The sequence below is a fragment of the Mycobacterium gordonae genome (assembly GCF_002101675.1).
GTDB classification, from domain to species: Bacteria; Actinomycetota; Actinomycetes; order Mycobacteriales; family Mycobacteriaceae; genus Mycobacterium; species Mycobacterium gordonae.
On record NZ_LQOY01000093.1, the window covers coordinates 46,139 to 66,499 of the forward strand.

The 20,361-nt window shown below is 67.7% G+C and carries 23 protein-coding genes; 5 read left to right on the forward strand and 18 right to left on the reverse strand.

All coding sequences use genetic code 11. The features are described from left to right. The first annotated feature begins 11 nt into the window (after positions 1–11). Genes AWC08_RS15545 through AWC08_RS15560 form a run of 4 tightly spaced genes read left to right on the forward strand, consistent with a single transcriptional unit; the run spans position 12 to position 4,450 of the window. The gene (locus AWC08_RS15545; protein ID WP_065136660.1) at positions 12–1,379 is read left to right on the forward strand and encodes a glutamine synthetase family protein; all 1,368 of its coding nucleotides are present in this window, start codon (positions 12–14) and stop codon (positions 1,377–1,379) included. A 40-nt stretch (positions 1,380–1,419) separates the two neighbouring features. Further along, positions 1,420–2,313, forward strand: coding sequence for a gamma-glutamyl-gamma-aminobutyrate hydrolase family protein (locus AWC08_RS15550; RefSeq protein ID WP_232007916.1), 894 nt, complete (start codon positions 1,420–1,422; stop codon positions 2,311–2,313). Then, positions 2,310–3,677, forward strand: coding sequence for an aldehyde dehydrogenase family protein (locus tag AWC08_RS15555; RefSeq protein WP_065136657.1), 1,368 nt, complete (start codon positions 2,310–2,312; stop codon positions 3,675–3,677). The genes AWC08_RS15550 and AWC08_RS15555 overlap by 4 nt, the downstream gene beginning before the upstream one ends. Continuing rightward, the gene (locus tag AWC08_RS15560; protein WP_142283604.1) at positions 3,674–4,450 is read left to right on the forward strand and encodes a 3-oxoacyl-ACP reductase; all 777 of its coding nucleotides are present in this window, start codon (positions 3,674–3,676) and stop codon (positions 4,448–4,450) included. Before AWC08_RS15555 ends, AWC08_RS15560 begins: the two co-directional genes overlap by 4 nt. 13 nt (positions 4,451–4,463) lie before the next feature. Here the strand turns inward: AWC08_RS15560 and AWC08_RS15565 are convergent, their stop codons facing one another. From AWC08_RS15565 to AWC08_RS15575, 3 genes are all read right to left on the reverse strand, one after another. Continuing rightward, entirely contained in the window at positions 4,464–5,648 is a 1,185-nt protein-coding gene (locus tag AWC08_RS15565) for a PPE family protein (protein WP_065136656.1), read from the reverse strand. Between the two features lie 5 nt (positions 5,649–5,653). Then, positions 5,654–5,953 (reverse strand): PE family protein, encoded by a 300-nt coding sequence (locus tag AWC08_RS15570; RefSeq protein ID WP_065136655.1) that lies wholly within the window; start codon positions 5,951–5,953, stop codon positions 5,654–5,656. A 378-nt stretch (positions 5,954–6,331) separates the two neighbouring features. Further along, positions 6,332–7,273, reverse strand: a complete 942-nt coding sequence (locus tag AWC08_RS15575; RefSeq protein ID WP_065136654.1) for an NADPH:quinone oxidoreductase family protein — start codon at positions 7,271–7,273, stop codon at positions 6,332–6,334. 97 nt (positions 7,274–7,370) lie between these two features. On the opposite strand from AWC08_RS15575, the gene AWC08_RS15580 reads away from it, so the two are divergent. After that, positions 7,371–7,859, forward strand: coding sequence for a winged helix-turn-helix transcriptional regulator (locus AWC08_RS15580; RefSeq protein WP_069433595.1), 489 nt, complete (start codon positions 7,371–7,373; stop codon positions 7,857–7,859). 17 nt (positions 7,860–7,876) lie between these two features. Here AWC08_RS15580 and AWC08_RS15585 read toward each other — a convergent pair whose 3' ends face one another. From AWC08_RS15585 to AWC08_RS15650, 15 genes are read right to left on the reverse strand one after another with little or no spacing between them, the layout of a single operon-like run. Continuing rightward, a complete protein-coding gene (locus AWC08_RS15585; RefSeq protein ID WP_065136652.1) occupies positions 7,877–8,992 on the reverse strand; it encodes an alkaline phosphatase family protein in 1,116 nt (371 codons plus the stop codon). A gap of 21 nt (positions 8,993–9,013) precedes the next feature. After that, positions 9,014–9,814, reverse strand: coding sequence for a DUF6390 family protein (locus tag AWC08_RS15590; RefSeq protein WP_372511510.1), 801 nt, complete (start codon positions 9,812–9,814; stop codon positions 9,014–9,016). Continuing rightward, positions 9,801–10,940: a hydrogenase formation protein HypD gene (hypD, locus tag AWC08_RS15595; protein WP_065136651.1), complete on the reverse strand. Its 1,140-nt coding sequence runs from the start codon at positions 10,938–10,940 to the stop codon at positions 9,801–9,803. Before hypD ends, AWC08_RS15590 begins: the two co-directional genes overlap by 14 nt. Positions 10,941–10,948: 8 nt before the next feature. Beyond that, complete coding sequence (locus tag AWC08_RS15600) at positions 10,949–11,221, reverse strand: HypC/HybG/HupF family hydrogenase formation chaperone (protein WP_065136650.1); 273 nt, start codon at positions 11,219–11,221, stop codon at positions 10,949–10,951. Between the two features lie 20 nt (positions 11,222–11,241). Next, positions 11,242–12,357 carry a hydrogenase expression/formation protein HypE gene (gene hypE / locus AWC08_RS15605; RefSeq protein WP_069433594.1) on the reverse strand — a complete coding sequence of 372 codons (1,116 nt, stop codon included), beginning with the start codon at positions 12,355–12,357 and terminating at the stop codon, positions 11,242–11,244. Further along, on the reverse strand, positions 12,354–13,019 hold the full coding sequence (locus tag AWC08_RS15610; protein WP_065136648.1) for a D-sedoheptulose-7-phosphate isomerase: 666 nt from the start codon (positions 13,017–13,019) through the stop codon (positions 12,354–12,356). The genes hypE and AWC08_RS15610 overlap by 4 nt, the downstream gene beginning before the upstream one ends. Further along, positions 13,019–13,729, reverse strand: a complete 711-nt coding sequence (locus AWC08_RS15615; RefSeq protein ID WP_065136647.1) for a hydrogenase assembly protein HupF — start codon at positions 13,727–13,729, stop codon at positions 13,019–13,021. Before AWC08_RS15615 ends, AWC08_RS15610 begins: the two co-directional genes overlap by 1 nt. Beyond that, entirely contained in the window at positions 13,726–16,029 is a 2,304-nt protein-coding gene (gene hypF / locus AWC08_RS15620) for a carbamoyltransferase HypF (RefSeq protein WP_065136646.1), read from the reverse strand. The genes AWC08_RS15615 and hypF overlap by 4 nt, the downstream gene beginning before the upstream one ends. Before the next feature lies 1 nt (position 16,030). Then, positions 16,031–16,282, reverse strand: coding sequence for a HypC/HybG/HupF family hydrogenase formation chaperone (locus AWC08_RS15625; protein WP_065136688.1), 252 nt, complete (start codon positions 16,280–16,282; stop codon positions 16,031–16,033). Then, positions 16,282–16,767 carry a hydrogenase maturation protease gene (locus AWC08_RS15630; protein WP_065136645.1) on the reverse strand — a complete coding sequence of 162 codons (486 nt, stop codon included), beginning with the start codon at positions 16,765–16,767 and terminating at the stop codon, positions 16,282–16,284. The genes AWC08_RS15625 and AWC08_RS15630 overlap by 1 nt, the downstream gene beginning before the upstream one ends. 13 nt (positions 16,768–16,780) lie before the next feature. Then, on the reverse strand, positions 16,781–16,900 hold the full coding sequence (locus tag AWC08_RS39640; protein WP_372511508.1) for a DUF6893 family small protein: 120 nt from the start codon (positions 16,898–16,900) through the stop codon (positions 16,781–16,783). Then, positions 16,888–18,204 (reverse strand): hypothetical protein, encoded by a 1,317-nt coding sequence (locus tag AWC08_RS15635; protein WP_065136644.1) that lies wholly within the window; start codon positions 18,202–18,204, stop codon positions 16,888–16,890. Before AWC08_RS15635 ends, AWC08_RS39640 begins: the two co-directional genes overlap by 13 nt. Continuing rightward, on the reverse strand, positions 18,201–18,872 hold the full coding sequence (locus AWC08_RS15640) for a DUF6084 family protein (RefSeq protein ID WP_065136643.1): 672 nt from the start codon (positions 18,870–18,872) through the stop codon (positions 18,201–18,203). The genes AWC08_RS15635 and AWC08_RS15640 overlap by 4 nt, the downstream gene beginning before the upstream one ends. Then, the gene (locus AWC08_RS15645; protein WP_065136642.1) at positions 18,869–19,492 is read right to left on the reverse strand and encodes a DUF5947 family protein; all 624 of its coding nucleotides are present in this window, start codon (positions 19,490–19,492) and stop codon (positions 18,869–18,871) included. Before AWC08_RS15645 ends, AWC08_RS15640 begins: the two co-directional genes overlap by 4 nt. Beyond that, positions 19,489–20,358 carry a NifU family protein gene (locus AWC08_RS15650; protein ID WP_065132741.1) on the reverse strand — a complete coding sequence of 290 codons (870 nt, stop codon included), beginning with the start codon at positions 20,356–20,358 and terminating at the stop codon, positions 19,489–19,491. Before AWC08_RS15650 ends, AWC08_RS15645 begins: the two co-directional genes overlap by 4 nt. Between the last annotated feature and the right edge of the window lie 3 nt (positions 20,359–20,361).

A 20,361-nucleotide genomic window follows, 5' to 3' on the forward strand; every position in this document is an offset into this window, starting at 1 on the left:
GTTGTGCTCAAGTGTTGCAACAGGATTCGTCGCATTTGCCGTTGCCGGAACTGGCCCACCTGGTGGGCACCGGTGACATCCACACGGTGATCATCGCGTTCACCGATATGCAGGGTCGGCTGGCCGGCAAACGGGTGGCCGGCCGATTTTTCGTCGACGAGGTGGCAGTCCACGGCGCCGAATGCTGCAGCTATCTGGTGGCCGTCGACGTCGAGTTGAACACCGTGCCCGGCTACGCCATGTCGAACTGGGAGACCGGCTACGGCGACATGGTGATGATGCCCGACCTTTCCACGTTGCGGCTGGTGCCGTGGCTTCCCGGGACGGCGCTGGTGATCGCGGATCTGTCATGGGCCGACGGCAGCCCGGTGGCCGTGTCGCCACGCGCCATCCTGCGCCGTCAGCTCGACCGGCTGGCGCAGCGCGGGCTGATCGCCGACGTCGCGACCGAGCTGGAGTTCATCATGTTCGACCAGTCCTACCGTGCGGCGTGGGCGGGCGGTTACCGCGAGCTGACACCGGCCAGCGACTACAACATCGACTACGCGGTCATGGCCTCGTCGCGGATGGAGCCGCTGCTGCGCGATATCCGGTTGGGCATGCAGGGCGCGGGCCTGCGGGTCGAGTCCGTCAAGGGCGAATGCAACAACGGCCAGCAGGAGATCGGCTTCCGCTACGACGAGGCGCTGGTCACCTGCGACAACCACGCCATTTACAAAAACGGCGCAAAGGAGATCGCCGACCAACACGGCAAGAGCCTCACGTTCATGGCGAAATACGATGAACGCGAAGGCAACAGCTGTCACATCCACCTGTCGCTGCGCGGCACGGACGACAGCGCTACATTCGCCGACGGCAGCGGCGGAATGTCGCCGACGTTCCGCAACTTCGTCGCCGGCCTGCTTGCCACGGTGCGCGAACTCACCCTGTTCTTCGCACCGAACATCAACTCCTACAAGCGTTTCGCCGATGGCAGCTTTGCCCCGACGGCGGTGGCCTGGGGGCTGGACAACCGCACCTGCGCACTGCGGGTGGTCGGACGCGGGCGCAGCATCCGGGTGGAATGCCGAATACCCGGTGGCGACGTCAACCAGTACCTCGCGGTCGCCGCGCTGATCGCGGGCGGGCTGTACGGTATCGATCAGGACCTCGAGCTCGGCGAGCCCTATGCCGGCAACGCCTACGATGCGCAGGATGTCGAGCGGCTACCCGGCACTTTGGGCGAGGCGGCCGCGCTGTTCGGTGAATCCGCCCTGGCACGCGAGGCCTTCGGCGACGACGTGGTCAGGCACTACCTGAACAACGCGCGTGTCGAACTCAGCGCGTTCAACGCGGCGGTCACCGACTGGGAGAGGATTCGTGGTTTTGAACGGCTCTAGATTCGATGGTGACGACCCGCTGCGCCCGGCTCCGCCGCGCTTGCGATCGCCACGGTCTGATGGTGACGACCCGCTGCGCCCGGCTCCGCCGCGCTTGCGATCGCCACGGTCTGATGGTGGCGACCCGCTGCGCCCGGCTCCGCCGCGCTTGCGATCGCCACGGTCTGATGGTGACGACCCGCTGCGCCCAGCTCCGCCGCGCTTGCGATCGCCACGGGAGTCGCCGGTGATGGGCTTGTCGATGTACCTCGAGCGGGTGCGCACCGGCGTCTGGGACATCCCTGCGGCCTACCTGCCTGCCGACTACTTCGAAGGCGTGATGCTGGCCGGTGGGATACCGGTGCTGCTACCGCCGCAGGCGGTGGATGAGGGCACGGTCGACCGGTTGCTCGACAGCCTGGATGCTTTGGTGATCACCGGGGGCTACGACCTGGACCCTGCCGCCTATGGTCAGCACCCGCACGAGACCACCGACGAGCCGCGCACCGACCGCGACGCCTGGGAGTTCGCGTTGTTGCGCGCCGCGCTGCACCGGCGGTTGCCGGTGCTGGGCATCTGTCGCGGCGCGCAACTGCTCAACGTTGCATTCGGCGGCACCCTGCATCAGCACCTGCCCGAGGTGATCGGCCACTCCGGGCATCGCGCCGGCAACGGCGTGTTCAGCAGACTGCCGGTGCGCACGGTGCCCGGCACCAAGGTGGCGGCGGTGATCGGCGAGACCGCCGATGTGCCGTGCTACCACCATCAGGCCATCGACAAAGTCGGCGACGGGCTGGTCGTGGGCGCCTGGGACGTCGACGGGGTGGTCGAGGCGGTCGAGGTGCCCGGAGACGCGTTCGCCCTTGCGGTGCAATGGCATCCGGAGAAGTCGCTGGACGATCTGCGGCTGTTCACCGCCTTGGTCGAGGCCGCGCGATCCTACGCCGCGGCATGACTTCCACCCAGCTGGTCAATCCCGCCACCGAAGAGGTGCTGCGCTCGGTCGAGCATGCCGACGTCGCTGCTGTCGACGACGCGGTGGCTCGCGCCACCGCCGCCCAGATGCGCTGGGCGCGGCTGGCGCCGGCTGAACGCGCCGCCGCACTGCGCGCGTTCGCGGCAACCGTCGATGCGCACCTGGACGAATTGGCCGCGCTGGAAGTGGCCAACTCGGGGCACCCGATCGGTTCGGCGCGGTGGGAGGCCGGCAACGTCCGTGACGTCCTGCAGTACTATGCCGCCAGCCCGGAACGGTTGTCCGGCAGGCAGATTCCGGTCGCCGGCGGCATCGACCTCACCTTCCACGAGCCCATGGGCGTGGTGGGGGTGATCACGCCGTGGAACTTCCCGATGGTGATCGCGACGTGGGGCATCGCGCCGGCGCTGGCCGCGGGCAACGCGGTATTGGTCAAACCTGCCGAGTGGACGCCGCTGACCACCATGCGCCTCGCTGAGCTCGCCGTCGAGGCGGGACTCGACGCAGATCTATTGCAGGTCCTGCCGGGCAGGGGTGCGGTGGTGGGGGAACGCTTGGTCACCCACCCGGGAGTCCGCAAGCTCGTGTTCACCGGGTCGACCGCGGTGGGCAAGAAGGTGATGGCCGGCGCGGCGGCCCACGTCAAACGGGTGACGCTCGAACTGGGCGGAAAGAGCGCCAACATCGTGTTCGCCGACTGCGATCTCGAGCGTGCCGCCGCGACCGCGCCGGGCGGGGTGTTCGACAATGCTGGTCAGGACTGCTGCGCCCGCAGCCGAATCCTGGTGCAGCGCAGTGTTTACGAACGGTTCATGGAGCTGCTCGAACCGGCCGTGCGCGCCGTGGTGGTCGGCGACCCCGCAGCGGCAGAGACCGAGATGGGCCCGCTGGTGTCGCGCGTGCACTGGGACAAGGTGGCCTCCTACGTGCCCGCGAACGCGCCCATTGCTTTTCGCGGCACAGCGCCCACGGGCCCGGGGTTCTGGTTTCCCCCAACGGTTCTCACCCCGCAGCGCGATGATCGCAGTGTCACCGAGGAGATTTTCGGGCCGGTAGTCACCGTCTTGGCATTTGAGGACGAACACGATGCCATCACACTGGCCAACGACACCGAGTACGGTCTGTCCGGTTCCATCTGGACCGACGACCTGTCCCGCGCCCTGCGCGTCTCGCGCGCGGTGGAATCCGGCAACCTGTCGGTGAATTCGCATTCCTCGGTGCGCTACAGCACCCCGTTCGGCGGGTTCAAACAATCGGGTGTGGGCCGTGAACTCGGGCCCGATGCCCCGCTGCATTTCACCGAGACCAAGAACGTGTTCATCGCCATCGAGGAGGAGCAGTGATCGACCTGAGTCGGCGACTGGCGGGCCGGGTGGCGGTCATCACCGGCGGAGGCAGCGGTATCGGCCTGGCCGCGGCGCGGCGCATGCACGCCGAGGGCGCGACGGTGGTCATCGGCGACATCGATGCGGAGGCCGGTGGTGCCGCTGCCGAGGAGCTCTCCGGACTGTATGTGGCAGTCGATGTTTCCGACGAGGAGTCGGTGAACAAGCTGTTCGACGGTGCCGCGCACGCCTGCGGATCGATCGACATCGCGTTCAACAACGCCGGCATCTCGCCGCCGGAGGACGATCTGATCGAGACCACCGAATTGCCTGCGTGGCAACATGTTCAGGATGTCAACCTGAAATCGGTGTACCTGTGCTGCCGGGCGGCGCTGCGGCACATGGTGCCCGCCGGCAAGGGGTCGATCATCAACACCGCCTCGTTCGTCGCGGTGATGGGTTCGGCGACCTCGCAGATCTCCTACACCGCCTCCAAGGGCGGCGTGCTGGCCATGTCGCGGGAACTCGGTGTGCAGTTCGCCCGGCAGGGCATCCGGGTCAACGCCCTGTGTCCGGGACCGGTGAACACGCCGCTGCTGCAAGAGTTGTTCGCCGCGGACCCGGAGCGGGCTGCCCGACGGCTGGTGCACGTGCCGCTGGGCCGCTTTGCCGACCCCGACGAAATCGCCGCCGCTGTCGCGTTTCTGGCCAGTGATGACGCCTCGTTTATCACGGCGTCGACGTTCCTGGTGGACGGCGGCATCAGTTCGGCGTACGTGACGCCGCTCTAACCGCTCTAACCGCTCAGCCGGCGGCCGGCGGGTGCATCACCACGGTCGGCCGGAACCCGTAGCGGGGCGTTTCGCTGAAGCTGCGCCCGGTCAGGCCGCTCAGCGGCATACCGCCGAGCATGTTGGCCGGCCCACCCGCGCTGGGCGCGGCGGCACCGGCGCTTGGTAGCGCCGAGAGCGCCGAACCGAGCGGCGACGTCGTGGCGGTCCAGCTCGGCGGCACCGATAAAGATCCGATGGCGGCCGCATTGCCCGCACCGGCCGTCATCGTGCTGCCGAGGCTCTCGACCGAGGCTCCGACCTCCCCTGCCGCCGCCTCGACGGCTTCGCCGCCCGCTTCCACCGCCCCTCCGACGCCGGCCATACCCACCGCATCGGCCAGCGTGCCCAAGAAGCTCCCCGGCGTGTAGAACCCGGAAGACAGGGTACTTAGGCCGACGCTGCTGAGCGCCATGCCGAGGGCCGAACCATCCGATCCGGTAAGGAAATTCAAGATTCCCGCCGGGGTGGACAAGTCCGTCCCGGCCAGGCCCAGCCAATCCACCGTCGACTCGGCCCCCAGCGGAGTGGCGAGTCCTTGTAGCGCGGAGGGAATCGCCGACACGAGTTGCGAGAGCGTGCCTTGGGTGCCCGCGTCGACGGTGGTGACGCCCTGAGTGAGGCCGGCTTCGACGCTGGTGGTGGCCGGTGGTTCGGTGAAGGGAGTCAGCTGCGAGGCCACCGCCGACGAGGCCGCGTAGCCATACATCGCCGTGGCGTCCTGCGCCCACATCTCGGCGTAGAGCGTCTCAGTGGCAGCGATCGCCGGGGTGTTCTGCCCGAGGAGGTTGGTGGCGACCAGGCTCGCTAATTGTGTTCGGTTGGCTGCTATGACGGGCGGCGGCACGGTCATGGCGAACGCCGCCTCGTAGGCTGCGGCGGCGGCCCCGGCCTGTCCGGCGGCCTGCAACGCCTGGGTAGCTGTGGTTCCCATCCACGTCGCGTACGGGATGGCGGCCGCCGCCATTGCCATGGACGCCGGTCCCCGCCATTTCCCCGTGGTCATTTCGGCGATCGCCGCGCTGTAACCCGCTGCTGCGCGGGCTAATTCGGATGCCAGCGTGTTCCAGGCCAGCCCGGCCGTCAGCATCGGGCCGGAACCGGGGCCGGCGTAAATCCTGGCGGAGTTCACTTCGGGTGCAAGGGCTGCGTAGTCCATGATGGTCAGCCCGCACTGGCGGCGTTGATTGCCTCGGTGGCGGAGTACGAGCCGGCGCTGGCCGCCAGAACCGCGACGAAAGCCTGGTGAATCTCGGCGGCACGGGCGCTCACCGCGTGATACATCTGCGCGTGCGCGGCGAATTGCGCCGCGGTCAAGGCGGACACCTCGTCGGCGGCAGCGGGCGTCACACCGCTGGTCGATGCGACTGCAGAAGCGTTGGCGGTGCTCACGGCCGCACCGACAGTGGACAGGTTATCCGTTGCGGCGATGAGTGATTCAGGTAGGATGCGCACGTAAGACATGGTGGTGCTCCTTCAGGTTGAGAGCAGGGCGCGGCAGTCCGGCGCACGACAGCGTCCTGGCGCCCGCGTGAAAGATGGTTAATGTGGGCAGCTTTGGCCGATAGGCGCGCGGAGACCGGTTATCCGTAGCCGAAAAGTGTTGTCAGACAATGGGCCAATGTGTTAAGCGGATTTTTCACGCCGAGGCGGCGATCGCGGGTTGACGTCAGCTGCGCGGCACGGGAGCTGCGAAGAGTGTCGGCGACTGTCCATCTTGCGTCCCAACTGCTAGCAAATTCCTACGACAACTAGGTAACTCCAGTTGGTCCGTAGATGCAATCGATTCGCAAGTGCAATTTTGGGAAAGTTTCGGATTCAAACGCCTCAGAGTCGCCCGGCTCAGACCATTTCGACGATCACTTTGCCGGTGGAGCGGCGCTCGGCGAGATCCTGCAGGGCCTGGTCGACGTCGTCGAGGGAATAGACGGCGCCGATCAGGGGACTGATCGCCCCGCGGGTGGTCAGATCCTCCAGCTGAGCCAGGGCCGCCGCCCGGACCGCGGGGTCGACGGCGAGCACGCCGAACGAGCAGCCCCGTACATCGACGTTGCGCATCAGCAGCCGGTTGACCGACACGGTCGGTATCTGGCCGGCGGCGAAGCCCACGACAACGATTCGGCCCTCCGGAGCCAGGGACCGCAGGCTGTCCCGAAAGCGTTTCTCGCCACCGACCGGGTCGACGATCATCGCCACCGGAGTGTCCAACCGGTCGTACCAGTCGTCGCCTACCAGCACCGTGTCAGCGCCCAGAGTGGTAGCAACACGGGCCTTCTCGTCGGTCGAAACGCAGCCGATGACCCGGCCGCCGAGTGCCTTGGCGATCTGGATGCACGCGCTGCCGACCCCGCCGGCAGCACCGTGCACCAACACCGTCTCTCCGGGTTGCAGCGCTCCGCGCCGCTGCACAGCGGCCAAGGCGGTGAGGTAGTTCAACGGGAGCGCAGCGCCGCGAATGTAATCCAACCCATCGGGCAAGCGAAAGGTGGTCTCCGCCACGGCCGCCACCCTTTCGGCGTGCGCCCCGAATGTCAGCGTCATCACCCGGTCGCCGACGCTGAACTCCCCGCCTGGCGGCGCTTTGATGACATCGCCAGCCGCTTCCCATCCGAGGATGAATGGAAGCTTCTGGCGCACCTGGTATTTGCCGTGGGTCATCAGCAAGTCTGGGAACGACACCCCGGCGGCGCGGACCTGGACCACCAGGTCCCCATCGGGTTCCTCGACATCGGCGAGCACGACGGACGCGGGCCCGCATTCTTCGATCACCTGTATTGCGCGCATTGGGCCCTCCGCCTAGATATCGAAATGATATCTAGGCAAGGTATCAGAAAAGTACGCTGCAATTCAACGCAAAGTCCCAAACTGATACTGTGCAGGTATGCGGTATGAGGACCTCGCCGATATCCCCTGCTCGATTACCCGGCCGCTCGTCGTCCTCGGGGACCGGTGGACGTTTTTGCTGGTGAAACAAGCGTTCGCGGGCACCACGCGGTTCGAGGACTTTCTGACGACGCTGGGCATCCCTCGAGGCCGGCTCGCTGACCGGCTCGACCGCCTCGTCGCAGAGGAGATCCTGCGGCGCGAGCCGTACCGGGAAGGCAACAGCCGAACCCACGCGGCCTACCGGCTGACGGACAAGGGTCTTGCCCTCTACCCGGTTCTGCTGGCGCTGCGTGACTGGGGCGACCGGTACATGGCACCCGGTGGCCCACCTGTCTACTACCGCCACCGCGACTGCGGCGGCGCGGCCCATGTCCAGCTGTCCTGCGACAAGTGCGACGCGGAGCTCACCGCTCACGATGTCATCCCCGAGGCCGGTCCGGGCCTGTCGGGCGACGGCCGAGCCGCAGATCGGTCAACCACGTAAACGAGATTTGAGTGTGGTCAGAGGATTTCGATGAGCGGGATGTCCATCTCTGCCGCGCTCGACGCACCGTGAAAGCCGACCAGCCTTGCCGATTCCGGTGGCTCGTGACCGGTCGCCAACACCGCCCAGCCGCCGGTGCAGACCACCACGACGTCACCGATCCGGGGCAGAAGAGCGGGGCTGACCGGCCCGAACAGACCCGCCGCGACGGCCTGCTCGCGGGTGTGGACATCCGCGCAACCGGCGAGGAGTTCCGACCAGGTGGCCACCACATCGGCGGTGGCCCCGGGCTGGGTGTGCAGGTAACGCACTCGCGGCTCGCCGGCGACCACCCGAACACCGGCGGCCAGCCGCGGGTCGGCGTCCATGTCGATGCGGGCGTCCGCGGCGACGTTGAAGCCGCCGTGGTCGGCGGTGACCAGCAGCGCAGCGTTGGCGGGCAGCGACTCGGCCAGCCTGGTCAGCAGTGCATCGATCCGCGCCGCGGCCTCGTGCCATTCGGGTGACCCGACGCCGAACACGTGCGCCATCGTGTCGAGGTCGGCGGTGTAGCCGTAGACCAGACCGGGTGTCGCGCGCAGTTCGTCGATCATCCGCTGTGCGTAGTCGTCGTCGGCGTGCGTGGGCACGAAGAGCGCGCCGTGGTAGGCGGCTTCGGTCAGTCCACTACCGATGAACCATTCCGGCAGCAGGGCGCGGGCTTTGACGCCCGCATGCGCCAGACGGTCGAACCACGTTGGGAGAGGCTGCCATTCGTCGACCGGCGGTTCGTCGCGCCACCGGATGTGGTTGAGCACGCGGCCGGTGCCCGGGATGTTGAGGGTGAAGCCGAGGATTCCGTGTTGTCCGGGCTGGGCGCCGGTGCCCAGCGATACCAGGCTCGTCGGTGTGGTGGAGGGGAAGGTGCACCGCAGTTGTCGCAGCCGCCCGGTGCCACCGGTCAGCACCGAGGCCAGCAACGGAGCGTCGTCCACCACGTCCGGCAACAGATGCCAGCCCAACCCGTCGACGAGCACGACCATGATGCGGTCGACGTCCCCGACCGACTCGGTCAAACCCAGGGTGTCCAGTGCGCCGGGTACCCCGAGCAGAGCCGCAGTACTGGGCAGCAGGTCGCAAATCGAACCGGGCACGGGGGCCAGTGTGGCACGAATCTAGGCGTTGAGGCGTTCGTTGGTCACCCGCATCTGCCGGCGGGTGCTGTCGGCAAGCGCGCCCACCTGGTCTGGCTGCAGCCGCCCGCACAGCCGCCCCCAGTGCACCGCGACCTCGTCGCCGACCGCTACGTCCGGCACCGCGCAGTACCCGTCGGCCCAGACGTCGAGCACCCGGGTGGCGGGCTCGGACAATGCGAGCGCCCGGCCGTCCCACACCAGCCGCCGGCAGCGCACCTCAATCTCATCACCGCGGGGAATCTGGCGCCGCTCCTCCGCATCGCTGCGCTCTGCATCGTCGCCGGCGCGGCGGGAGATGACGGTGCCCCAGCTGATCCGGCAGCTGTCCAGCACATGCAGCGGATGCTGATCCATGCCGCGCCCGAGAAATCGCGTCCAGGGGTACACGCCGAAGACGTGAAAGCAGTGGTTGCCGGCCGCCTCGCCGGCCAGATCGGGGGTGAGATGTGACCAGTAGCGGCCGGCCTGGGGGCCGATGATGGCCAGCAACTCGTCGAAGAAGCGGGTGCCGGGCACTTCGGCGCCGACACCACCGCCGAGCCAATAGGATTCGACCAGCCGGCGGTCCAGCGGATCGGTGATGCCGGTCAGCCGCGACAGCACCTGCAGATACGGCCACGCCCCGGAGAACCTGCGAGCCGCGCGCAGCACGTCGTCCACGGTGCCGTCGCGCAGGGTGGCGCCCAGCGGCGGACCGCAATAGCCGAGGGCGTTGGGGGCATAGGCGTATCGGGCGAACATCTCGGCGCCGGCGGCGTCCGTCACGTCACCCTCGTCCAGACGAACCCACCAGCTTGGCGGCGTCACGGTGCATGCGGCCGAAGTTGTAGTAGGCGGCGCACGCTCCCTCGGGCGAGACCATGCAGGTGCCGATCGGCGTCTCCGGCGTGCATGCAGTGCCGAAAACCTTGCATTCCCAGGGCTTGAGGACGCCCTTGAGCACCTCGCCGCACTGGCACGCCTTCGGGTCGGCGACGCGCACGCCGGGCATCGAGAAGCGTTGTTCGGCATCGAAATCCGCGAAATCGTCGTGCAGGCGCAGCGCGCTCTGCGAGATGAACCCGAGCCCGCGCCACTCGAAGTGCGGGCGCAACGCGAACACCGTACCCATCAGCCTGAGTGCGGCGGGATTGCCATTCTCCGGGACCACCCGCTTGTACTGATTCTCCACCTCGCACCGGCCTTCACGAATCTGCCGCAGCAGCATCGCCACCGACGCCAGGATGTCCAACGGCTCAAAACCGGCCACTACCAAAGGCTTTCGGTAAACATCCGGAACGAACCGGTACGGGCGGTTGCCCACCACCGTGGATACATGCCCGGGACCGATGAACCCGGACAGCCGCAGGTCCGGTGATTCCAGGATCGCCTTGATCGGCGGCACGATGGTGACGTGGTTGCAGAACACGCTGAAGTTGGGTAAGTGCAGTTCGCGGGCGCGCACCAGCGTCACCGCGGTGGACGGTGCGGTGGTTTCGAAGCCGATGGCGAAGAACACCACCTGCCGGTCCGGGTTGTCCAGGGCGATCTTCAGCGCATCCAAGGGGGAGTACACGAACCGGACATCGGCGCCGCGCGCTTTCGCGTCCAGCAGACTGCCCGCCGATCCGGGCACCCGCATCATGTCGCCGAAACAGGTGAAGATCACCCCGGGTTGGCCGGCCAGCCACATCGCGTCGTCGATGCGCCCCATCGGGATCACACACACCGGGCAGCCGGGGCCATGCACGAGTTCGACGTTGTCGGGCAGCAGGTGTTCGATGCCGTGCCGGTAGATGGTGTGCGTGTGCCCGCCGCACACCTCCATGAATTTGAAGTGCTCGGGGCCGGTTCCCGCGAGGTGCTCGATCGCGGTCAGCAGTGTGCGGGCCGCCGCCGGATCCCGGAATTCGTCGACGAATTTCATGTCGCCTCCTAAACGATCGCGGAAGAGTCGAAGGCTTCGAGTTCGGTGGTGTATGCCTCGCCGAGCTTCTTGATGGCCGCCAGGGTCAGCAGCGCTTCGGTCTCGTCGATCTTGGCCATCGCGAATCCGACGTGGACCAGCACCCAGTCGTCGGGTTGGGGTGGGTCACCTTCGAGCAATCGCACGCTGATGGTGCGTTGCACGCCGCTGACGTCGACTTTGGCCAGATGGTTAGCGGGATCGGTGACGGCGACGATCCGTCCCGGAATGCCCAGGCACATCGGCGGTCTCCTCTCTGGTGTCAGCAGATCCGGGGCAACGGGTCGCCGACCAACATGTCGACGATTCGGGTGCCGCCGAATCCGGTTCGGAGCAGCACGCTTTCGCGTGGCGCGGTCACAATCTCCCCGACGTCGGCGGCATCGGCACCCAGCGGGTGCGAGCGCAGCGCGGCCAGCCCCGCCTCGGCTTCCCCGGCCGCGACCACGGCGATGAACTTTCCTTCATTGGCGACATACAACGGGTCGATTCCGAGCAGTTCACACGCCCCGTTGACCATCGGCCGCACCGGCAGGTGCTCCTCCTCGAGCAACACGCCGAGCCCGCAGGCCTGTGCCAGTTCATTGCAGACGGTGCCCACCCCACCCCGGGTGGCATCACGCAGCCACCGGGTGGACGGCGCGGCGGCCATCAGCAGTTCGACGAGCGGGCTCAAAGATGCCGTGTCCGAAGCGATGTCAGCCTCGATGGCCAGATCGCCGCGGGCGAGCAGCACGGCCATGCCGTGATCGCCCATCGAGCCCGACAGCAGCACCCGGTCACCCGGTTGTACCGCGCCGGCCGCCAGCGAGCGGTCGGCGGGTATCACGCCGGTGCCGGTGGTGCTGATGAAGACGCCGTCGGCCGCGCCGTTGGGCACCACCTTGGTGTCACCGGTGACGATCTGCACACCGGCTTCGGCGGCCGCCGCCGCCATGTCTGCCACGATCTCCTTCAGCTCGGCTATCGGGAAGCCTTCTTCGAGCACGAAGGCCGCCGAGATCCACGAGGGCACCGCGCCGGCCATGGCGAGGTCGTTGCAGGTGCCGTGCACGGCCAGCGTTCCGATCGACCCACCCGGAAAACGTCTGGGCTGCACCACGAACGAGTCGGTGGACATCGCGATCCGCTCGCCGCCGGGGAGAGTGAGCACCGCGGCGTCACCGAGCGACTCGAGCAGCGGGTTGCGAAAAGCCTCGACGAACACGGCGTCCACCAGCGCGGCGGAGGCTTTGCCGCCGGCGCCGTGCGCCAGCGTGATGTGGTCGTCGAGCAACCGGGGACGGCGTCTGCGGAACGACTCGATGCGTTCGATCACCTGACCTTCGCCGAATCGTGGCCCCGACAAGAGATAGTCGCGTGCCGCCGGATCGCTCATGCCGCCCCCATCCTCTGATCAGACTTCTCCTGTACTGCCAGCCAGAGCCGATAACCCAGCAGAGCCTGGGCTTCCTGGATCCGGTGCACGCTCTGGGACCTGACTGTGAAGCAGGCGTCCACATTCGGGTTGCGCGCGAACGCGCCGCCTTCATAACCGGCGAATCCGATGGTGTACAACCCGCGTTGGCGGGCTTCGGCGAGCGCAGTGAGTAGGTTGGGGGAGTTGCCGCTGGTGGACATGGCGACCGCGATGTCGCCGGAGGCGGCGCGGGCGATCAGCTGGCGGGCGAAAACCAACTCGAATCCGACGTCGTTGCCCAGGGCGGTGACGATTGCCTGGTCGGTGGTCAAAGACCAGGCCGGCAAGGGGTTTCCGACGGGGGGTCGGGCGAACAGTGCGGCCAGCGTGGTGCAGTCGGTGCTGCTGCCGCCGTTGCCGAAGGTGAACATCCGTCCGCCCGCACCGAATCGCCGGGCCAGTTCGGCTGCGGCCCGATCCAGCAGGTCGGCATTGGCGGTCAGGGTGGCGCGCCGCACCGCGATGCTTTCGGCGGCCTTGGCCTGCGCGGATGCGGCCAGGTCGGCCAGCAGGGAGTCGGGGTTGTCTTCCTCCGCGTCGATGAACGGGTAGAGGAAGTTGGTGGGCTCCTGTTGCATCATCAGGCCTCCTGCCCGGCGCGCGCGATCGCCGTGCCCGCGTGGACCAGCACAAGGTCACCGGCAGTCACCCGTCCGATCAGGGTGGTGAGCACCGATTCGGTGCCTCGCGCGGTGCGTACGCTGGCATGGTCATCGTCGTAGGCGGTGAGCACCTCAGCGAGTCGGCCTTCGTCACTACAGGTGACGCAAACATGCTCGGAATATTGGGTTTTCAGCAGCCCCGGGTGTTCGAAGCACACGTGAGTCAGTTCCCAGAGCAGGTGGTAGAACAGCACGAAGCCGCCGGTGGCGGCGACCCGAGGATCCGGATCGTCCAACCACAGCACATGATCGGCGGCACCGGGCTCCGGGCGCGCACCGCTGCCGATCCAGAACGTGGTGGCACCCCACGCCGGGCAGCGGCGCATCACCGATCGCACCGCCAGATCGTCAGCGCCGGCGACCGCGATCACCATGTCCCCCGGGCGAACCGAAATCCGGACCAAGTCCACCACGTCCGGTCCTGCGAGGGCGACCGCCGGCAGCGCCCGCTTGCCCACGATCACCGGATGCACGAATTCGACTGCGATATGTCTGGCATGCGGTTCCCACGACGGCGCGATCGACCACATGGTGGCGCCCGCCGCGAACCGCTTGGCCGCGGTGAATGCGGCTCCGGCCAGATCAGCAGCCAGATCGGCGCCGAGATCGTGATCCATGACCGTATTCATCGATGTTCCTCCTCTCGCGCGATCAGCATGCTGATGGCCGCCTGGCCGAGCGACAGCCCGCCGTCGTTCGGCGGCACGACATGGTGGGTCAAGACGTCAAATCCTTTGTTGCGCAGCCGGGTACGGCAGTGCTGCAGCAGCAGCACGTTCTGGAAGACACCTCCGGTCAGACCTACCAATCGGGTAGGCCCGGCCACCCGGCACACCACCTCGGCGACCGCGTCGGCTACCGCCTGGTGAAAGCCCGCGGCCAGCGCGGCCGGTCGGGCCCCGTCGCGCAGCGCCGACACCATCGCGCGCACCATCGGCGCCGGGTCGATCACCGCGTCCGCACCCACCGCGAAGTGCAGCGGTTGAGGTGCCGCTGCCGTCTGCGCCAGTGCCTCCAATTCGGTTGCGGCCTGCCCTTCGTAGTCGATCCGGTGCCGCACCCCCAGTAGCGAGGCGACCGCATCGAAAAGTCGGCCCATGCTCGTGCACGCAACACAGGCCGTGCCGCTGTCCAGAAGTGCACGCAACATTCGCAATTCGGCAGACGTGGCGGCGGCTACCGGGGGCAGGTCCGAATCCCAGCTGAGCCCGGCCTGCCCCAACTGGGACAGGGCCATCCGCCACGGATTGCGCACGGCCGCGTCACCGCCGGGCAGCGGAACGGGCCGCAGGTGCCCGGCCCGCCGGAACCGGTGACTGTCGTGGCCCAAGGTGAGAATCTCCCCGCCCCATATGGTCTGGTCACATCCGTAACCGGTGCCGTCGAAAGTCACCCCGACGATCGGCTCACCGAGTCGCCCATGCTCGGCCAACAGGGAGACAATGTGCGCGTGGTGGTGCTGCACCAGGTCCAGCGCCCGGTCCTGCGCGTGACGCTCGGCCCAGGCGCGGGTGTGGTAGCCGGGGTGCAGATCGGCCGCCAAGCGTGCCGGATGACCGCGTATTTCGCTGAGCTGGCCCACTGCCCGCTCGAAGGCTCGCAGAGTCTCGTAGTCGGCCAGGTCTCCGATGTGTCCCGACAGGTAGGCGCGCGACCCGTCGGTGAGACAGCACGTGTTCTTCAACTCGCCGCCGACGGCCAGCACTGCCGGCCCGTCGATCCCGAGATCCACCGGCAGCGGCGCATAGCCGCGCGAACGGCGGATGGGTAGTTCCCGACCGTCGATGACGCGCACCACGGAGTCGTCGCAAGGCACGTGAATCGGCCGGTCGTGGTCCAGCACCGCGTCGCACAGTAGCGGGAGGCGATGGGCGGCATCCTGTTCGGTGAAACAGATGGGTTCGTCCGACCGGTTGGCACTGGTCAGCACCAGCGAGTCGAGCGGCCCGTCGAGCAGCAGATGATGAATGGGGGAGTAGGGCAGGAGGAGCCCGATCAGCGGGTTGCCCGGTGCGACGGCATCGGCCACCGGAGCGTCCGGCCGCCGGCGCAGCAATACGATCGGCCGCGCCGGGCCGGTCAACACCGCTGCCTCGGCGTCGTCGATGACCGCGTAGCGGCGCGCGACCGACAGGTCGCGCACCAGGACGGCGAATGGCTTGGCGCCACGTGACTTTCGGGTCCGCAACCCACGGACCACCGATTCGTCGTCGACGACGCAGGCCAGGTGGTAGCCGCCAATGCCCTTGACGGCGACGACGCCGCCCGATGCGATTGCTTGCCGGGCGACCGTGACGGCCGCGTCGGATCCCTCGGTGCCCCCGGCGGGCGAGTCGAACCACAACGACGGGCCGCAATCCGGGCAGGCGATGGGCTGGGCGTGGAATCGCCGGTCGGCCGGGTCGTGATATTCGCCGGCACACCGCCGGCACATGGCGAAGCCGGCCATGGTGGTGGCCGGGCGGTCATAGGGCAGCGACCGGACGATGGTGAACCGCGGGCCGCAGTCGGTGCAGGTGATGAAAGGGTGCCGGTAGCGGCGGTTGTGCGGGTCGAACAGTTCGGTGAGGCAGTCGTCGCACACCGCGACATCCGGTGGGATCGGCGTGGCGGGACCGCTCGCGGCGCGGCTGTCCACGATGCGGAAAGCGGGCGGATCGGTGCTGTGGAACGCGATGTCGGTGACCGATATCGAGCTGATGCGGGCCAGCGGAGGTGCCTGCCCGCGCAACCGGCGAGCCAACTCGTCTATCAGCTCGGGATCTCCCTGCACCTCGAGAAATACCGCGCCCGAGTCGTTTCCGACGAAGCCGGTCAAGCCGAGTTCGCTGGCGAGGCGATGCACGAACGGACGGAAGCCGACCCCCTGAACCACGCCGGTCACCGTGATGCGCCGGCGAACATCCTGTACCAGGGGCGCGGCGGTCATCTCAGCCGCCCTCCGGGCTGGGGCCCCGGCCCATCAGTTGCAGGCCCGCCATGGCCTGCTCGGCCCCGGCGCGGTCGGTCTTCTCCACGGCGAAGCCCATGTGGATGATCACCCAGTCTCCGGGTTCGAAAGTCTCCTCGGGCAGCATTCCGATGTTGACCTTGCGCGGCTGCCCGGTGACGTCGACCAGAGCCAGCTGTCCTTCGTACCCTTCCAGCATCCTGATCACCTGGCCAGGAATTCCGAGGCACATCAGCATTCCTGCTCTGCGGGTGCCGAAGTTTGCAGCGCGGCAACGAGTTTCTGCACGGCACTCACCGCGCGGGGCACTGCCGCGGCGACCGGTGCGCTCAGGCCGAGGTTCTCCTCGACGGTGCCGGCCTCGCAGCCGACGACCACGGTGTAGGGCGGCGTGCCGCCCAGCGCCCGCAGGTTGGCGAACACCGTCTGCGGATCCATGCTGTGCGCATCGATACCGGTTGCACCGGAAGCGCTGTCGTGATCGGCCTGGAAGACGTGCACCGTTCCGGGGCTCCCGCGGCTGGGAATCGCGTCGATCAGCACGAGTGCGTCCCATTCCTCGAGCAGGTCGTACGCCAGGTGCATGCCGCCGATGCCGTAGTCGACGACGCGCACGTCGTCGCGCTGGATCTCGGCGAGTCGTGCCACCTCGGAACCGAACCCGTCGTCGCCGAGGAAGATGTTCCCGATGCCGGCTACCAGAATGCGCGCTGCCATAGGCCGCCCTGCCTTACATGCGCCGTAATCGCAGGTAGCGCTTGGCATCCGGCACCGAGGCAACACCCAGGCCTACCGCGGCCGCCACGACCAGTGCGATCAGGGCAACAAAGATCCAACCTAAGACGTCCATGATGGGTTCCTTTCGGTGAGCGGTTCGATTTCGTCGGGGGAGAAGTACAGGTAGCGGCCATACCAGTCGTGCAGGTCGGCCGCCGGGTCGTCCTCCACCACCACCGCGACATGCGCGTTGCCTTCGACGTCTTCGTGGACGGAGGTGACGCGTGCAGTCTTGCCGGCTACGAAGATGTCCTGTGCGTCGGCGTTGCGTCGCGGTCGCAACACGACCCGGCTGCCGCGGGCGACCCGCACTCCGTGCACCAGCACCGCATCCACATCGGGTCGGACCGCGTTGTCGGCCAGCGGATCCCACCAGTCGACGCCGTCGGGGATCTCCGGGACGAGCCCGGCCGCGCGGTGTGGGTCGCGCAGCACGCCGTGCAGTCGGCCCATGTCCTCGGCCGACATGGCGTCACACTGATCGATGATCTGTGCCGCTCGCGGATCGGTGGCCCGGGCCTGGGCTTTCTCCTCGTCGGTCATCGTCATCACCCGCAGCGTGAGGATCTCGTCGATCTCGGTGCAGTCGAACAGTGCGGTGCTGCTCTGTTCCGCCACTTCGGGGTGGTCGTAGAGGATGATCGGTGAGATCAGCAGCATGTCGTGCGTGCCCTGCGGTCCGGCCAGCACGGGGAAACACCGATGGTGACTGCACCGGGACACGGCGTCGGCTGCCGTTGCCGGCGGCTCCAGCAGGGAAACGAACTCACCACCAACGACTTCCGCTATCACGTGGGTGCCGATCATGGATCGGGCCAGGGCGTCGTTCTTGCTTGTGGGCTCTGCGCCGGTGTTGGCCAGGTGCAGCGAGAACCGCAACAGGTCGCCGTCGGGCTCGGCCGAAAGCGTGAGCCGGCCGCGTACCTCACGGCGCTCGCGGACCAGGCGTCCACCGCTGACGGGTTCGATGTCGGTTGCGGCCGGCGCTTCGACTGGCAGGGCCCACGGCGCGTCGCCGAAGGCCAACGGCCCCAAAGATATCTCGCATTCGACCGCTTCGTCCCAGGTCAGCCACGATTGCCCCGCGTTGCTCAGCGTGTCCACGGGTTCGAAGCTGCCGGCGACCGCGCGTTGGGCCTGGCGGTGTTGCAGTTGTAAGAAGCGCACCACCAAGGTGATCGAGTCGCCGTTGTGGACGAGGAACTGCGCCGCCAGCGAGTCGTCTTCGCCGAGTCCGTCGGCGGCCGCCCCCGGCGGCCCGAGTACCCCGAATTGCCAACGGGACTGGTTCTTGCTGGATGTCCCGCGGTACGGGTAGAGCAGGTATCCCTCGTACAGCACCGCGTCGGCGACGGTGCGGGCGGGGTCCCAACTCATGGTGCGACCTCCTGCTGTGCTGCGCCGGCCAACAGCTCGGTGACCGCATGGTCGAAATCCAGTAAGCCGCGAGCTGACTTGTACTCGGCCAGCGCCCTGACGGTTTCGTGGCCCATGCGCACAAATCCGGTGTTCGGGTAGTGCAGGGCGATGAGCTCGCGCCACACGCTGACCGGCATGTCGTAGCGGTCCTCACAGTCCCACGACACCTGTTGCACCGAGAACCCGCGCGCTGACTTCACGAAAATGGTTCCGCTGAACAGGAACTGCAACGGCAGCGCGCCCTGGTCGAGCGCGTGCAGATACTTCGCCGCGGCGACCTCGAAGTCGTAGGTGCACTCCAGCGGCAGCGCCACTGTGGTGTGCCCGGCGAATCCCGGCACCATCGCCGCGCAGTGCTGCCACAGGAAGGTGCGCTGGGTGGTTGCCCAACGGTCCCGGCTGCCGAACAGGTCGGTGAGCCCGGCGGCCTCCGCGTCGGTGTAGGAGCGGCGCAGTGGTTCGATGCGGACCTGGCAGCGCAGGGCGATCGCGTGCACCAACGACGGAGCTGTATCTTCCAACGGGCTGGCGTCGACGTCGATGCGCGCGGTCAACGTCGGAGTCACGGCGTACGGTTCGGGAGCCACGTCCAGCACGGCGAACGACACATCCAGCTGTTCGGTCATGGCGGTGTCTCGCGGGCTCGCGCGCGGATCTGGGCGAAGAAATCGTCGATGAACTTCCTTGCCTCCTGGCCGCCGTCGAAGCCCCGCCACAGCATGCGCAACCGGCCGACGAACTCGTAGCAGGCGTCGATCGGGACCAGAAATGTCTGTGGTGCGCCAGTTTCCGGCACCCGCACCAGGAGCGCCTCGACGTCGTCGGCGAGCATGTCGGCGCGGCGATCGGCGGCCCTGATGGTGTTCCACATGTCGAGGTCCAACTCGGACTCGCAGGCCCCGGCCGGACCGGGATAGAACGCGACGGTGCGCCCCAGCGCCGAGTTGGTGAAGAAAAACGCCACCCCGACGGGAATCTGCATCGCCTCCCAGGCCCACCGGTCCAGCGGGAAGTCGGTGAACGCCAGATACCGGTCAGGCACCGCGCGGTAGCGCAGTTCGGCATGTGGGTCGGTGAACAGCAGGTAGCAGCCTCGGCAGACGCACAACAGTTGTCGGCCAGCCACATTCACCACGTGCTGGTGCTCGTCGGCTATCGACTCGGCACACATCTCGCACCGTTCCCCGGCGGGCTCCGGACGTCGCGGGCTGCTGATGCGGCTCAACACGTGGTAGGGGCTGCTCATGCCGAAGCCCTCACCATGTCGCGCGTGAGCGCCACCGACAGCACGCCGTCCCGGTCCAGCAGCGGCAGCGGTTCGAGGTGTCCGTTGGCGGCGGCCCCGGCGTGGGCGACATCGAAGTCCGTTCCGCAGCGCGGGCATTGGAGCAGTCGGCCGCGGAGTTGCGCGCCCGCCAGCGAGTCGACACACACTGGGCAGCGGTCCCGGTAGGCCAGTAGCTGCCCGTCAACCCGGCACGCGAGCACCGTGGCATCGGCGATCAGGAAGCCGGCGACTTCGCCGGGTGCCAGGTCGGCCAACTCCGGCGCCGGGTGCCATGCCGTGGCGCCGTTCGAGTGCAGATGCGCGAGAAGTGATTGCGCCGGAATGACGTCGGTGGGCTCCGCGGCCACCACCTCGATCGACGAGACCTCCGGCGCGGCGGCCCTTATCGCGTCTTCGACCGCCAGCTCCAATGTGACCGCCGAGGAGGGGCAGCTCTTGCAGCTGCCCTGAAACCGCAGCCGCACCGTCCCGTCGGCGATCTCGAGCAGCTCGACGTCGCCGCCGTGCGAACCAAGGTAAGGCCGTACCCGGTCCAAGGCGTCAGCGACCCGGCGCCGCACGTCGTGCGGATGCAGGCCGTGGACCAGGAGCAGGCTGGCCACCAGGTCGTCGGTGGCCAGCCGCTCGGCTAACGCGGGGTTCGTCTGATCCATGATCCGTTGCAGCCCAGCCCCATACAGTCCGACCACTTCGCGGACCAGCTGCTGCGCGCGCTCATGAGCGGCCGGTCCGCCCGCGGCGCACGCATCCAGCAACGTCTGGATCCGATCGCCCGCAGTGCGCCACTCTGCTTCTGGTTCCAGGGTTTCAGGGCGATCCGCCATCGC